Origin of the sequence: Streptomyces sp. HUAS 31 (assembly GCF_028198125.1) — a bacterium.
Taxonomy (GTDB): Bacteria; Actinomycetota; Actinomycetes; order Streptomycetales; family Streptomycetaceae; genus Streptomyces; species Streptomyces chartreusis.
Map to the genome: position 1 here is coordinate 7,780,366 of NZ_CP116353.1, position 14,141 is coordinate 7,794,506.

Consider the following 14,141-nt stretch of genomic DNA (forward strand, 5'->3'; position numbering starts at 1 on the left):
GGAAAACGGCGGTGAAACATGGGATCACGACAGGGTGACACCGTGGCACGCCGCGTGCCCGCAGACGTGACACCGTGCAACTCAAACCGCCGCTTCGGACTTCCTAGCCTTCTGGCACACCGAGTGACCGGAGGTCCCGATGAGCCGAGTGATCCGCGCCGCCCTCTTCCAGACCGCCTGGACCGGCGACAAGGAATCGATGATCCAGGTCCACGAGCAGGCGGCCCGCGACGCGGCCGCGCAGGGCGCTCAAGTGCTGTGCTTCCAGGAGCTGTTCTACGGGCCCTACTTCTGCCAGGTCCAGGACAAGGCGTTCTACGAGTACGCCGAGCAGATCCCCGAGGGCCCGACCGTGCGGCGCTTCCAGGCGCTCGCCAAGGAGCTGGGCATCGTCCTCGTGCTGCCGATGTACGAGGAGGAGCAGCCGGGCGTCCTGTACAACACCGCCGCCGTGATCGACGCGGACGGCTCCTACCTCGGCAAGTACCGCAAGACCCACATCCCCCAAGTGCAGGGCTTCTGGGAGAAGTTCTACTTCCGCCCGGGCAACAGCGGCTGGCCGGTCTTCGAGACGGCCGTCGGGAAGATCGGCGTCTACATCTGCTACGACCGTCACTTCCCGGAGGGCTGGCGGGCGCTGGGCCTCGCCGGTGCCGAGATCGTGTTCAACCCCTCGGCCACCTCGCGCGGACTCTCCCGCTACCTGTGGCAGCTGGAGCAGCCGGCGGCTGCCGTCGCCAACGAGTACTTCGTCGGCGCGATCAACCGGGTCGGTGTGGAGGACCTCGGCGACAACGACTTCTACGGCACCACGTACTTCGTGGACCCGGAGGCCCAGTTCGTCGGCGAGGTGGCGAGCGACAAGGAGACCGAACTCGTCGTCCGCGACCTGGACCTGGCCAAGCTCCGCGAGGTCCGCGACCGCTGGCAGTTCTACCGGGACCGCGCCCCGGGGACGTACGGCCCGCTGACGGCACCGTAAAAACGCCGGCGGCGCAGCCGACTCAGGGGCGCGGGGAACTGCGCGACCAGCCACGAACGACCCGCACGCGACCACGAGGGAGAGGACCCATGACCGGCCGAACAGTAATCCGCGGCGGCCTCGTCATCACCGCATCCGACGAGCTGCACGCCGACGTCCTGATCGAGGACGGCCGTATCGCCGCCCTCGCCGCCGCCGGAACGTCCGCCGCCGAGGCCTGGACGGCCGAGCGGACCATCGACGCCACCGGGAAGTACGTCATCCCGGGCGGCGTCGACGTCCACACCCACATGGAGCTGCCGTTCGGCGGCACCTTCGCCTCCGACACCTTCGAGACCGGTACCCGGGCCGCCGCCTGGGGCGGCACGACCACGATCGTCGACTTCGCTGTGCAGAGCGTGGGCCGCTCGCTGCGCGAGGGCCTCGACGCCTGGCACGCCAAGGCCGAGGGCAACTGCTCCATCGACTACGGCTTCCACATGATCGTCTCCGACGTGAACGAGGACACGCTCAAGGAGCTGGACCTGCTGGTCGAGGAGGGCGTGACCAGCTTCAAGCAGTTCATGGCCTACCCGGGGGTCTTCTACTCCGACGACGGCCAGATCCTGCGCGCCATGCAGCGCTCCGCCGAGAACGGCGGACTGATCATGATGCACGCCGAGAACGGCATCGCGATCGACGTGCTGGTGGAGCAGGCGCTGGCCCGGGGCGAGACGGACCCGCGGTATCACGGCGAGGTGCGCAAGGCACTGCTGGAGGCGGAGGCCACCCACCGGGCGATCCGGCTCGCGCAGGTCGCCGGCGCCCCGCTCTACGTCGTGCACGTCTCGGCCATGGAGGCGGTGGCCGAGCTGACCCGGGCCCGCGACGAGGGCCTGAACGTCTTCGGCGAGACCTGCCCGCAGTATCTGTTCCTGTCCACCGACAACCTCGCCGAGCCGGACTTCGAGGGCGCGAAGTACGTCTGCTCGACGCCGCTGCGGCCGCGCGAGCACCAGGTGCAGCTGTGGAAGGGGCTCAGGACGAACGACCTCCAGGTCGTCTCCACCGACCACTGCCCCTTCTGCTTCGTCGGCCAGAAGGACCTCGGACGGGGCGACTTCTCCAAGATCCCCAACGGGATGCCCGGCATCGAGAACCGTATGGACCTGCTCCACCAGGCCGTCGTCGAGGGCCGCATCACACGCCGCCGCTGGATCGAGATCGCCTGCGCGTCCCCGGCCCGCATGTTCGGCATGTACCCGAAGAAGGGCACCATCGCGCCGGGCGCCGACGCCGACGTCGTGATCTACGACCCGCAGGCCACCCAGGTCATGTCCGCCGAGACGCACCACATGAACGTCGACTACTCGGCCTACGAGGGCAGGCGGACCACCGGCCGGGTCGAGACGGTCCTCTCGCGCGGCGAACTCGTCATCACCGAGCGGGAGTACACCGGTCACGCCGGGCACGGTGTCTACACGCCCCGCTCCACCTGTCAGTACCTCAACTAGGAGCGGAGCACATGGACTTCGGACTCGTCCTGCAGACCGACCCGCCCGCCTCGCGGGTCGTCAGCCTGATGAAACGCGCCGAGCGCAGCGGGTTCACCCACGGCTGGACCTTCGACTCGGCCGTGCTGTGGCAGGAGCCGTTCGTCATCTACAGCCAGATCCTGGCCAACACGCAGAAGCTGACCGTCGGGCCCATGGTGACCAACCCGGGCACCCGCACCTGGGAGGTCACCGCCTCCACCTTCGCCACCCTCAACGACATGTTCGGCAACCGCACGGTCTGCGGCATCGGCCGCGGCGACTCGGCCATGCGCGTCGCCGGCCGCAAGCCCAACACTCTGGCCCGGATCAGCGAGGCCATGAAGGTCATCCGGGCGCTCGGCAGCGGCCGGGAGGCCGACCTCGGCGGCGGCACGGTCGTCAGGTTCCCGTGGATCAAGCCCGGCGCCGAACTCCCCGTGTGGATGGCGGCGTACGGTCCGAAGGCGCTGAAGATGACAGGTGAGGAGGCCGACGGGTTCATCCTCCAGCTGGCCGACCTCTATCTGACCGAGTACATGGTCAAGGCCGTGAAGGACGCGGCGGTCGCGGCCGGCCGTGACCCGTCCGAGGTGAAGATCTGCGTGGCCGCCCCGGCGTACGTCACCGAGGACGACTCGCCCGAGAAGCTCGCCCACGCCCGTGAGCAGTGCCGCTGGTTCGGCGGGATGGTCGGCAACCACGTGGCCGACCTGGTGTCCAAGTACGGCGAGCACTCCGCCGCCGTCCCCGACGAACTCACCGACTACATCAAGGCCCGTGAGGGCTACGACTACTCCCACCACGGGCGCGCCGACAACCCGGACACCGCGTTCGTGCCCGACGAGATCGTCGACCGGTTCTGCCTCATCGGCCCGGTCGAGAGGCACATCGAGAAGCTGAACGCCCTGCGCGAGCTGGGCGTCGACCAGTTCGCCGTCTACGACATGCACGACGCGCAGGAAGCGGTGATCGACGCCTACGGCTCGTCGGTCATCCCCGCGGTCAACTCCTGACGCCTCTCCACGAGTTCACGCAACACGACACCGCTCCACCGACCCCCCACCCCTTGTCTCCCTCCCCACCGGTCCCGGCCTCCCCGCCGCCCCGGGGAGGGGAGGGGTGGCGGGGCCCGGGGAGGGGAGGGCCCGCACCCGCGGGACCGCCCCCCTTTCCGTCGCCCCGCCGGCCCCCGCACGGCCTCTCCCGTTCCCGTCCAAGATCGATTGGCCTGCTCATGACCAATACAGTCCCCAAGGGGGCGCCGATATCCCAGTCCGCCGACAGCGGCGGCCGGATCGAGCTCGCCCCGGAGGCGTACCCCGCCGACAGCCCCTTCGCCAACGAGGACCTGCGTCCCGTCCCGGTCGCCGAGCGCAAGTGGACGACGTACAACTTCGCCGCCCTGTGGATCTCGATGGCCCACTGCATCCCCAGCTGGACCCTGGCCTCCGGCCTGGTCGCGCTCGGCATGGACTGGAAGCAGGCCGTCTTCACCATCGCGCTGGCCAACGTCATCGTGCTGCTGCCGATGCTGGCCACCGGGCATGCCGGGCCCAAGTACGGCATCCCCTTCCCGGTACTGGCGCGGGCCTCCTTCGGGCTGCGCGGCGCCAACATCCCGGCGATGATCCGGGCGGCCGTGGCCTGCGGCTGGTTCGGCATCCAGACCTGGATCGGCGGCAGCGGCATCTTCGCGCTCGGTTCCAAGCTCACCGGGGGCCACTGGGAGAACGCCGGCAAGATCGCGGGCAACCCCTGGCCGCTGTGGCTCTGCTTCATCCTGTTCTGGGCCGTGCAGATCGCCATCATCTACCGCGGCATGGACTTCCTGCGGCACTTCGAGAACTGGGCCGCGCCCTTCGTGATCGTCGGCGCGCTGGTCCTGCTGGTCTGGATCGCGGTCAAGGCGGACGGCTTCGGCGCGCTGCTCGACCAGCCCTCGAAGCTCGGCTGGGGCCCCGACTTCTGGCCCGTCTTCTTCCCGTCCCTGATGGGAATGATCGGCTTCTGGGCGACGCTCTCCCTGAACATCCCCGACTTCACCCGCTTCGGCGCCAGCCAGCGGGCGCAGACCTGGGGACAGTCCCTGGGCCTGCCGACGACCATGACGCTCTTCGCGATCCTGGCCGTCCTGGTCACCTCCGGCTCCGAGGTCGTCTACGGCGAGGCCATCTGGGACCCGGTCGCCCTGGCCGCCAAGACCGACAGCGCCTTCGGTCTGCTCTTCGCCCTCGTCGTGGTGCTGATCGCGACCATCTCCGTGAACATCGCGGCGAACGTGGTCTCCCCGGCGTACGACCTGGCGAACCTGGCACCGAAGCTCATCAACTTCCGTACGGGCGCGCTGATCACCGGCGTCGTCGGCATCCTGATCTTCCCGTGGAAGCTGATCTCCACCCCGGAGTTCTACATCTTCACCTGGCTCGGCGTGGTCGGCGGCCTGCTCGGCACGGTCGCGGGCATCCTGATCGCCGACTACTGGATCGTCCGCCGCACGGTCCTGCACCTGGCCGACCTGTACACGCCCGGCGGGCGCTACTGGTACTCCTCGGGCTGGAACTGGCGCGCCATCGCCGCGTTCGTCGTCGGCGGCGTCCTCGCGGTCGGCGGCTCGTACTCGGGTGTGGGTGCGGACGGTTCGAGGACCGGGCCCTTCCCGGCCGACGGACTGATCCCGTTCCTCAAGCCGCTCGCCGACTACGGCTGGGCGGTGGGCCTGGGCACCTCGCTGGTGCTGTACGTGGTGCTGATGGGCGGCCGCAAGGAACGCGCGGACGCCTGAGGAGGCAGCCGGGGAGGACGGTCAGCCCTTCTGGCCGTCCTCCAGGGCGGCGACCGCTTCCTTGGCCGCCTTGATCGCGCCCTTGTTGATGTCGTCGGTGTCGGGCGCCTTCTTCGACTCGAAGTCGCTTCCGCTGTAGGTGACGGAGACCAGCGCGTTGGACGCGCGGACCAGCACCGTGCCCTCGCGGGTCTGCTGCCCGTCGTCGGTGCTGAGGTTCACCACCGAGTAGCCCGCGTCACCGACCCCGGGCACGGTGCCCCCGCCGCTCTTGTCCGCGACGCGCCCCTTGTAGGACTCCTCGGCCGCCTCGTCCGAGGCCGTGATCTCGAAGGACACGTCCAGCCAGCGGTATTCGAAGCCCTTGAGCGCGTTCCACGAGCAGGTGCGGCGCAGCTTGGAGTCGGAGGACGGAATCTCCTTGCCGGCCGTCTTGGCGCCGGGCACGAGGTCCTTTATCGACTTCGAGCCCATGCTGCCGCAGGGTGAGGGGGCGGCGGCGTACGTCTTCGACGCCGCCGCCGTCGCGGGGGCCGAGGGCGAGTCCTCGTCCGTCTTCTGTGTCGCCGTCCGGTCCTCGGCGGCCGGCGTCGTGGCGGGTCCTGACGACAGCGCCCAGCCCGCGGCGGCGAGCACTACGACGGGCGACAGTCGTGCGGTGAGGGCAAGCGGCAAGGGAAGAGAACGCACGGCGCACTTCTCGTGGGGGACGGTGCGGAAGCAGTCCGCACTGCGGACGGGACGCCAGTGTCACATGACTCACTGTGAGGCGGAAGGGCCAACTCGCTCCGTGCCGACGCCATTACGGACCGGTCTCGATTACGTGGTGCCCTGGGCCAATTACAGAGCCTCCTGGGTGATTTGGGCGGAAAATGCGCTTTCGATGCGGTCCACGGCGATGAAGGCGCCGTACGCGACGAGATGCACCAGACAGTGGTCGGAGTGCTCCGGCCGACGCCATGCCGCCACGTCCTCGTCGGTGATCCGGTACGGCGCCAGCGCGGCCAGCAGCGCCAGCCGGGCGCCGGGACGCTCCCGGCGGTCCGGGATCCCGTCCAGGCCGAGCGGCGGATGCGTGCCGTCCCAGTCCTGGAGGGCCGCCTCCACGAGGTCGTGATCCTCGGCGTCGAGCAGGCCCGCGCCGCTCATGGCCGCCCTGAGCAGCGACGCGTACGCGACCCCGACGGGCGTGCCGCGCGCCCAGGCGGGCGCCTCACTGGCGTCGATGTCGTCGAGCAGCGCCAGCGACTGCCCGGGGCGGGCGGTGCGGCGCACGGTCCGGGACAGCGTGCGGCCCGCGATGCTCCGTACCGCCCGGAAGCGCTGGGCGCCCGCCGGGAGCAGGTTCTCGGTCAGCAGGGCCGACGCGATCCGGTTGATGAAGTGGAAGGTGAGCGCGGTGCCGAGATAGGCGGGGGCGTGCTCGCGCGGGAACGGGTACGGCTCCAGGTCGGCGCCGGGCACGCGGGTGTGCCGCCCCCAGTCGAGCAGGCGCGCGTGCTCGACGTCGTGCGGCCTCTCCCCACGGGCCACCCGCTCGGCGAGCGCGTGGTCTCCGGTGGCGTGCAGCAGCACGGTGTGCGCGTCCACGCAGAACGGACACCTGTTGGCGAGCGACACCCCGAGCGCCACCAGCTCCTTGCCGGTCCGGCTGCCCGGACCCGCGATGAGCGACTCGCGCAGCAACGCCCATGCGGGCGCGAGGAGTTCGGGTGCGGACGACAGGACAACGAAGGTCGAGGGCTCGGCGATGCCGAAGTCGAGGGCGATCTGCGCGTACACCTCGGCGACGGTGCCGGCGGCTGATGCGGGCGGCAGGGGTTCGGTGTGACGGAAGGGTGTGGACATGGGAAGAAGCGTGCGCCGCCGGGGCCGTGCGGGTCGTCGTACCGGCGAACGGAGTCCGGGCTGCGCCGGCGGGGCGGGTCGGCTTGCCGCACTACTGCGCCGGGAGTAGTCCAGGAGCCGTCCACAGGGCTGACGTCACTGCCGGTGACGCCGTCTAATGTGCGGGCATGAGCGGGCAACGAATCACACGCGAGCGGTTCGCCGACGCGACCGGCGCGGTCGTGGCCGGCGCGATCACCGTGCTCGCCGCCGTGGCGGACGACCGTGCCGGGCCCGTCGACTGGGCACTGATCGCGGCCGGTTCACTGGCCCTGGCAGCACACCGCACCGCCCCGCGCGCGGTGCTCGCGATCACCACCGCCTGCCTGCTCGCCGACGTCGTCCACGCCGGGCCCGCGAGCAGCCTCGCCCTCCCCGTCGTGGTCGCGGTGCACACCGCCGCCCGGACCGGGCGACGGGGCACGGCCGCCGCGGCGGCCGGCGTCTTCCTCGCCGGATACGTCACGGTCGGCTCCGCGACCTCGGACGTCGTACGCGAGGCACTGCTGCTCGCCGGATGGTTCCTGTGTGCCGTCGTGACCGGCCTCGCCGACCGCAACTGGCAGGCGTACCTGCGTCAGACCGAGCAGCGCGCGCTGGAGGCCGAACGCACCCGCGAGGAAGCGGCGCTGCGCAGAGCGGGCGAGGAACGTCTGCGCATCGCAAGGGAGTTGCACGACTCCCTCACCCACAGCATCTCCATCGTCAAGCTCCAGGCCGGCGTCGCCGTGCACCTCGCCCGCAAGCGCGGCGAGGACGTGCCGCCCGCCCTGCTCGCCATCCAGGAGGCGAGCGGCGAGGCCATGCGTGAACTGCGCGCCACGCTGGAGGTGCTGCGTACCGACGAGGCGACCGGCACGCCCGCACTGCTCGTGGAGCGGGCACGGGCCGCCGGACTCGCGGTCGACCTGACCGTGACCGGTGACGAGCGGCCGCTCGCGGCGACCGTCGACCGGGCCATGTACCGCATCGTCCAGGAGGCGCTCACCAACGCGGCCCGGCACGCGGGACCGGCCAAGGTGAGCGTGCGACTCACCTATGAGGAAGGCGACTTGACGATACGCGTCGAGGACGACGGCACCGCCGACCCGTCCCGTCCCCCCACCGCCGGCATCGGCCTGACAGGTATGCGCGAGCGCGTCACGGCTCTCGGCGGCACACTGGAGGCCGCCCCGCGCGCGGAGGGCGGCTTCGCGGTCCGGGCGCGGCTGCCGCTGGGGGAGGCGGGATGACGGACGACGTGATCAGGGTGGCGCTGGTCGACGACCAGGCGCTGATGCGGGCGGGCTTCCGGGCCCTGCTGGACGCCGAGGACGGCATCGACGTCGTCGGCGAGGCGGGCGACGGCGAACGCGGCCTCGCGCTGATCCGCGCGCAGAAACCCGACATCGCGCTGATCGACGTACAGATGCCGGTGATGACGGGCATCGAGGCGACCCGCCGCATCGCCGCGGACCCCGCCCTGGCCGCCGTGCGCGTGGTGATCCTGACCAACTACGGCCACGACGAGTACGTCTTCGAGGCGCTGCGGGCCGGCGCCAGCGGCTTCCTGCTGAAGGACACCGAACCGGCCGACCTGCTCCAGGCGATCGACGTGGTGGCCCGCGGCGAGGCGCTGCTGTCCCCGGCCGTCACCCGCACCCTCATCGGCGAGTTCGTCTCCCGCCCTCCGGACCGGGCCACGGCACCCGGCCTGGAGGGGCTGACCCGCCGCGAACGCGAGGTGACGGCGCTCGCGGCGCGCGGACTGACCAACGAGGAGATCGCCGCGCACATGGTGATCAGCCCGTTCACGGCCAAGACCCACGTCAGCCGGGCGATGACCAAGCTGGGGGCGCGCGACCGGGCCCAACTCGTGGTGTTCGCCTACGAGTCGGGGCTGGTGGCCCCTCGAGGTTCCGACACCCCGGTGTGCTGATCACGCACGCCCTCGAAGGCCGCGAGGATCCGCTCGGCGGCCAGTGTCGCGGTCAACTCGCCGTCCCTGACCTGCTGTTCGAGGCCCGGCGCGACCTCCCGCACGGACGGGTCCGCATCGAGACGGCCCAGCAGTTCGTCGCGGACCATGGTCCAGGTCCAGTCGACCTGCTGGTCACGCCGCTTGGCGGCGAGCCGGCCGGTGGAGTCGAGCAGCGTACGGTGCTGTTCGAGCCGGTCCCAGACGGTGTCCAGGCCGATCGACTCACGCCCGCTGCAGTGCAGGACGGGCGGCGTCCAGGCGGCGTCCTTGCCGTGCATCAGCCGCAGGGCGCCCGCCAGTTCACGCGCGGCGGCACGCGCGTCGCGCTCGTGCGGGCCGTCCGCCTTGTTGACGGCCAGCACGTCGGCCAGTTCGAGGACGCCCTTCTTGATGCCCTGGAGCTGGTCGCCGGTACGGGCCAGCGTCAGCAGCAGGAAGGAGTCGACCATGTTCGCGACCGCGGTCTCCGACTGGCCGACACCGACCGTCTCCACCAGGATCACGTCGTAGCCGGCCGCCTCCATCACCACGATCGACTCACGGGTGGCCTTGGCGACCCCGCCCAGCGTGCCGGCCGTGGGGGAGGGGCGGATGAAGGCCGCCGGGTCCACCGCCAGCCGCTCCATCCGGGTCTTGTCACCCAGGATCGACCCGCCCGTCCGGCTGGACGACGGGTCCACGGCCAGCACCGCGACCCGGTACCCGAGCCCCGTGAGCATGGTCCCGAACGCGTCGATGAACGTCGACTTCCCGACCCCCGGCACCCCGCTCACGCCGATCCGCCGCGCCCTGCCGCTGTGCGGCAGCAGCTCGGTGAGCAACCGCTGTGCCAGCACCCGGTGCTGCGGCCGGGTGGACTCGACGAGCGTGATGGCGCGCGCGACGATCGCACGCTTCCCGTCGAGCACGCCCTTCACATACGCGTCGAGATCGATCACAGCTCGTGCCCGAGGTCGGCTCCCAGCCGCCGTACGAGGTCGTACGCGGCGTCCGGGATCACCGTCCCGGGCGGGAAGACCGCCGCCGCGCCCATCTCCAGGAGCGTCGGCACGTCCTGCGGCGGGATCACACCGCCGACCACGATCATGATGTCCTCGCGGCCCTCCTCGGCCAGCGCCTCCTTGAGCGCCGGTACGAGGGTGAGGTGACCGGCCGCCAGCGACGACACCCCGACGATGTGCACATCGGCCTCGACGGCCTGGCGGGCCACCTCGGCCGGCGTCTGGAACAGCGGGCCGACATCGACGTCGAAGCCGAGGTCGGCGAACGCGGTGGCGATCACCTTCTGGCCGCGGTCGTGGCCGTCCTGGCCCATCTTGGCGACCAGGATGCGCGGACGGCGCCCCTCGGCCTCCTCGAAGTCGGACACGAGGGTGCGGGTGCGGTCCACGGACGGCGACTCCCCGGCTTCGTTGCGGTACACGCCGGTGATGGTACGGATCTGGCTCGCGTGCCGGCCGTACACCTTCTCCAGGGCGTCCGAGATCTCCCCGACGGTGGCCTTCGCGCGGGCCGCGTTCACCGCCAGCTCCAGCAGGTTGCCCTCGCCGCCGGCGGCCCGGGTGAGAGCGTCCAGCGCGTCCTGGCAGACCTGCTCGTCGCGCTCCGCCCGCAGCCGCCGCAGCTTCTCGATCTGCTGGGCGCGCACGGAGGAGTTGTCGACCTTGAGCACCTCGATCTGCTCGTCGCTGTCGACGCGGTACTTGTTGACGCCGATGACGGGCTGGCGCCCGGAGTCGATCCGGGCCTGGGTGCGGGCCGCGGCCTCCTCGATACGGAGCTTGGGGATGCCGGCGTCGATCGCCTTGGCCATGCCGCCCGCCGCCTCGACCTCCTGGATGTGCTGCCAGGCACGGCGGGCGAGGTCGTACGTCAGCTTCTCGACATACGCGCTGCCGCCCCACGGGTCGATGACCCGGGTCGTGCCCGACTCCTGCTGGATCATCAGCTGCGTGTTGCGGGCGATGCGTGCGGAGAAGTCGGTCGGCAACGCGAGCGCCTCGTCGAGGGCGTTGGTGTGCAGCGACTGGGTGTGGCCCTGCGTCGCCGCCATCGCCTCGACACATGTGCGCGTGACGTTGTTGAACACGTCCTGCGCGGTCAGCGACCAGCCCGAGGTCTGTGAATGGGTGCGCAGGGACAGCGACTTGGAGTTCTGCGGGTCGAACTGCTTCACCAGCTTCGCCCACAGCAGGCGCGCCGCCCGCAGCTTGGCGACCTCCATGAAGAAGTTCATGCCGATCGCCCAGAAGAACGAAAGGCGCGGCGCGAAAGCGTCCACGTCGAGGCCGGCCTCACGGCCCGCGCGGATGTACTCGACGCCGTCCGCGAGCGTGTACGCCAGCTCCAGATCGGCCGTCGCACCGGCCTCCTGGATGTGGTAGCCGGAGATGGAGATCGAGTTGTAGCGCGGCATCCGCTGCGAAGTGAAGGCGAAGATGTCGGAGATGATCCGCATCGACGGCTTCGGCGGATAGATGTAGGTGTTGCGGACCATGAACTCCTTCAGAATGTCGTTCTGAATGGTCCCGGCCAGCTTCTCGGGCGCTACGCCCTGTTCCTCCGCCGCCACGATGTACAGCGCCAGCACCGGCAGCACGGCGCCGTTCATCGTCATCGAAACGGTCATCCTGTCGAGGGGGATCCCGTCGAACAGCTGCCGCATGTCGTAGATCGAGTCGATCGCCACGCCCGCCATGCCGACGTCGCCCGTCACGCGCGGGTGGTCGCTGTCGTAACCCCGGTGCGTGGGCAGGTCGAAGGCGACCGACAGGCCCTTCTGACCGGCGGCCAGGTTGCGGCGGTAGAACGCGTTGGACTCCTCGGCGGTGGAGAAGCCCGCGTACTGGCGGATCGTCCAGGGCTGGTTGACGTACATCGTCGGGTACGGGCCGCGCAGATACGGCGCCATGCCCGGGTACGTGCCGAGGAAGTCCAGGCCCTCCAGGTCACGGCCGGTGTACAGCGGCTTGACCGCGATGCCCTCCGGGGTCTCCCAGAAGGCTCCGTCGGTCCCGGCCGCCTTCCGCCACTCGTCGACGCCGGCGTCGGTCCTCGGCTCCCCGAGCTCGATACCGGAGAAGTCGGGGATTCCCATCAGGACACTCCCATGCGGTCGAGGGTGGCGGACAGCACGGCGACGGCGTCACAGCCCGCGAAGACGTAGGCGTCGACATCGGTGTACTGCCCGGGGCGGCCGGCGAGGAACACCTGCGCCGCGCCCGCCGACCTGAACTCGGCGGCCACGGACTCGGCCTGCTCCTCGTAGAGAGCGTCACTGGAGCACAGGCACACCTCGGTGGCGCCGCTCTCGGCGAAGGTGCCCCCGGTGACGGGCTCGATGCCGCCCGCCTGGAACAGGTTCGAGGCGAAGGTGAGGCGCGCGGTGTGCGCGGCGGCCGGTCCGAGCGCCGCCAGGAAGATCCGCGGCCGGGAGCCGGTCGCGGCCAGATGGGCGTCGGAGCGGGCGCGCAGCGCCTCGTACGCCTCGTCGCGCCGGACCCGGGGCAGGCCGCCGGAGCGGGGCTCGGGTGCGGGCTCGCGCGCCACGAGCTGCTCGGCGAGGTTCGGGAACTCGCTCACGCCGGTGATCGGCTCGCGGCGCCTGGCGAGCTTGCCGGTGCGGGCCTCCCAGGTGGCGGCGAGGTCCTCGCCCAGCTGCCCGGAACGCAGCGCGGCCGCCTGGCCGCCGGCCCGCTCGACGCGCTGGAAGAACTCCCAGCCCGCCTCGGCCAGTTCGTCGGTGAGCCGTTCCACGTACCAGGAGCCGCCCGCCGGGTCGATCACCCGGGCCAGGTGCGACTCCTCGATGAGGATGGTCGAGGTGTTGCGGGCGATACGCCGCGCGAACGCGTCCGGCAGGCCGAGCGCGTGGTCGAAGGGCAGCACCGTCACGGACTCGGCGCCGCCGACACCGGCGGCCAGCGTGGCGACCGTCGTGCGCAGCATGTTCACCCACGGGTCGCGACGCGACATCATCACCGGCGAGGTCACGGCGTGCTGCACCTGCGCGCTCGACGCGCCGCACACCTCGGTCACCCGCGCCCACAGCCGGCGCGCGGCGCGCAGCTTGGCGATCGTCAGGAACTGGTCGGCGGTCGCGGCGTAGCGGAACTCCAGCTGCGCGGCGGCCTGTTCGACCGTCAGCCCGGCCGCGTCGAGCTCCCGCAGATACGCGACGCCGGTCGCCAGCGAAGCGCCCAGTTCCTGGGCCGCCGAGCCGCCGGCCTCGTGGTACGGCAGCGCGTCCACGGTCAGCGTCCGCAACCCCGGGTACTCCTCGGCGCACAGCCGCGCCAGCCCGGCGACGGCGGTGAAGTCGAAGGACCTTCCGGTACGGGCCTCGTGGCCCAGCGGGTCCGCGCCGAGGTTGCCGCGCGCCGCCTCCTTGGCGACGCCCCGCTCCTCGTACAGCCGCAGCAGTTCACGCGCGGCGGGCTCCACCTCGGTGCCCGCGTCGAGGACGACGGGGGCCAGGTCGAGGTAGACGCCGTCCAGGGCGCGGCCGAGTTCCGTCACCGGGATGCCGCCCTCGCCGAGGACCAGCCAGAGCGAGGTGACGCCGTTCTCCAGGTCCGCGAGCACCACGCCGTCCGTGAGCGCCGTGTGCCGCTGCCGGACGTCCCAGCCGCCGGCCGTGTTGCCCTCGGCGCGACCGCCGCGGACGAACGGGGCGAAGCCGGGCAGGCCGGCATCGGGCGCGGCGTCACGCGCGCTGTACAGAGGGCGGGTGCGCAACCCGTCCTCCAGGGCAGTGGACAGAGCGTCTTCCGCGGCCGTGCCCGAGACGTCCTTGCCCGACTTGCGCAGCACACCTGTCACCAGGTGTTGCCACTGCTCATGGGTTGCGTCAGGGAACTCGGCGGCCAGCGAGAGCCCGTCGTCAGGCAGGACCGTCATGCTCGGATGCTAGGTCAGATCGACAAAGGAGCAGCAGTGGCCACGGCTGTGACCTTGCCCTCTCCCACATTGTGACCTGCGTCTCCGCATCTTTTCCGGCCGTCGGGGAAGGGGCGA

At 71.0% G+C, this 14,141-nt stretch carries 11 protein-coding genes; 6 read left to right on the forward strand and 5 right to left on the reverse strand.

Going from position 1 to position 14,141, the window contains the following annotated elements; translation table 11 throughout:
* Nucleotides 1-139: 139 nt before the first annotated feature.
* The 4 genes from PGH47_RS34460 (at nucleotide 140) to PGH47_RS34475 (ending at nucleotide 5,278) form a co-directional block, all read left to right on the forward strand.
* Entirely contained in the window at nucleotides 140-982 is an 843-nt protein-coding gene (locus tag PGH47_RS34460; RefSeq protein ID WP_107907928.1) for a nitrilase-related carbon-nitrogen hydrolase, read from the forward strand.
* Between the two features lie 89 nt (nucleotides 983-1,071).
* Nucleotides 1,072-2,475, forward strand: a complete 1,404-nt coding sequence (hydA, locus tag PGH47_RS34465; protein ID WP_271666651.1) for a dihydropyrimidinase — start codon at nucleotides 1,072-1,074, stop codon at nucleotides 2,473-2,475.
* Nucleotides 2,476-2,486: 11 nt separating this feature from the next.
* The gene (locus PGH47_RS34470; protein WP_271666652.1) at nucleotides 2,487-3,509 is read left to right on the forward strand and encodes a TIGR03842 family LLM class F420-dependent oxidoreductase; all 1,023 of its coding nucleotides are present in this window, start codon (nucleotides 2,487-2,489) and stop codon (nucleotides 3,507-3,509) included.
* 221 nt (nucleotides 3,510-3,730) lie between these two features.
* Nucleotides 3,731-5,278 carry an NCS1 family nucleobase:cation symporter-1 gene (locus PGH47_RS34475; RefSeq protein ID WP_271666653.1) on the forward strand — a complete coding sequence of 516 codons (1,548 nt, stop codon included), beginning with the start codon at nucleotides 3,731-3,733 and terminating at the stop codon, nucleotides 5,276-5,278.
* A 21-nt stretch (nucleotides 5,279-5,299) separates the two neighbouring features.
* On the opposite strand, the gene PGH47_RS34480 is transcribed toward PGH47_RS34475, so the two are convergent.
* Nucleotides 5,300-5,968, reverse strand: a complete 669-nt coding sequence (locus PGH47_RS34480) for a hypothetical protein (protein WP_271666654.1) — start codon at nucleotides 5,966-5,968, stop codon at nucleotides 5,300-5,302.
* 150 nt (nucleotides 5,969-6,118) lie between these two features.
* A complete protein-coding gene (locus tag PGH47_RS34485; RefSeq protein ID WP_271666655.1) occupies nucleotides 6,119-7,126 on the reverse strand; it encodes a carboxymuconolactone decarboxylase family protein in 1,008 nt (335 codons plus the stop codon).
* A gap of 167 nt (nucleotides 7,127-7,293) precedes the next feature.
* On the opposite strand from PGH47_RS34485, the gene PGH47_RS34490 reads away from it, so the two are divergent.
* Nucleotides 7,294-8,397 (forward strand): sensor histidine kinase, encoded by a 1,104-nt coding sequence (locus tag PGH47_RS34490; protein WP_271666656.1) that lies wholly within the window; start codon nucleotides 7,294-7,296, stop codon nucleotides 8,395-8,397.
* The gene (locus PGH47_RS34495) at nucleotides 8,394-9,083 is read left to right on the forward strand and encodes a response regulator (protein WP_271666657.1); all 690 of its coding nucleotides are present in this window, start codon (nucleotides 8,394-8,396) and stop codon (nucleotides 9,081-9,083) included. Before PGH47_RS34490 ends, PGH47_RS34495 begins: the two co-directional genes overlap by 4 nt.
* On the opposite strand, the gene meaB is transcribed toward PGH47_RS34495, so the two are convergent.
* The 3 genes from meaB to PGH47_RS34510 are packed head-to-tail and all read right to left on the reverse strand — an operon-like array spanning nucleotide 9,032 to nucleotide 14,024.
* On the reverse strand, nucleotides 9,032-10,063 hold the full coding sequence (gene meaB / locus PGH47_RS34500) for a methylmalonyl Co-A mutase-associated GTPase MeaB (protein WP_271666658.1): 1,032 nt from the start codon (nucleotides 10,061-10,063) through the stop codon (nucleotides 9,032-9,034). The two genes, PGH47_RS34495 and meaB, sit on opposite strands and share 52 nt — an antisense overlap.
* Nucleotides 10,060-12,222 (reverse strand): methylmalonyl-CoA mutase, encoded by a 2,163-nt coding sequence (gene scpA, locus PGH47_RS34505; RefSeq protein WP_271666659.1) that lies wholly within the window; start codon nucleotides 12,220-12,222, stop codon nucleotides 10,060-10,062. The genes meaB and scpA overlap by 4 nt, the downstream gene beginning before the upstream one ends.
* Nucleotides 12,222-14,024: a methylmalonyl-CoA mutase subunit beta gene (locus PGH47_RS34510; RefSeq protein ID WP_271666660.1), complete on the reverse strand. Its 1,803-nt coding sequence runs from the start codon at nucleotides 14,022-14,024 to the stop codon at nucleotides 12,222-12,224. The genes scpA and PGH47_RS34510 overlap by 1 nt, the downstream gene beginning before the upstream one ends.
* Nucleotides 14,025-14,141: the final 117 nt, after the last annotated feature.

Coding starts and splice junctions, on each gene's coding strand:
- PGH47_RS34460 (WP_107907928.1), top strand. CDS start 140: ATGAGCCGAGTGATCCGCGCCGCCCTCTTCCAGACCGCCTGGACCGGC.
- hydA (WP_271666651.1), top strand. CDS start 1,072: ATGACCGGCCGAACAGTAATCCGCGGCGGCCTCGTCATCACCGCATCC.
- PGH47_RS34470 (WP_271666652.1), top strand. CDS start 2,487: ATGGACTTCGGACTCGTCCTGCAGACCGACCCGCCCGCCTCGCGGGTC.
- PGH47_RS34475 (WP_271666653.1), top strand. CDS start 3,731: ATGACCAATACAGTCCCCAAGGGGGCGCCGATATCCCAGTCCGCCGAC.
- PGH47_RS34485 (WP_271666655.1), bottom strand. CDS start 7,126: ATGTCCACACCCTTCCGTCACACCGAACCCCTGCCGCCCGCATCAGCC.
- PGH47_RS34490 (WP_271666656.1), top strand. CDS start 7,294: ATGAGCGGGCAACGAATCACACGCGAGCGGTTCGCCGACGCGACCGGC.
- PGH47_RS34495 (WP_271666657.1), top strand. CDS start 8,394: ATGACGGACGACGTGATCAGGGTGGCGCTGGTCGACGACCAGGCGCTG.
- scpA (WP_271666659.1), bottom strand. CDS start 12,222: ATGGGAATCCCCGACTTCTCCGGTATCGAGCTCGGGGAGCCGAGGACC.
- PGH47_RS34510 (WP_271666660.1), bottom strand. CDS start 14,024: ATGACGGTCCTGCCTGACGACGGGCTCTCGCTGGCCGCCGAGTTCCCT.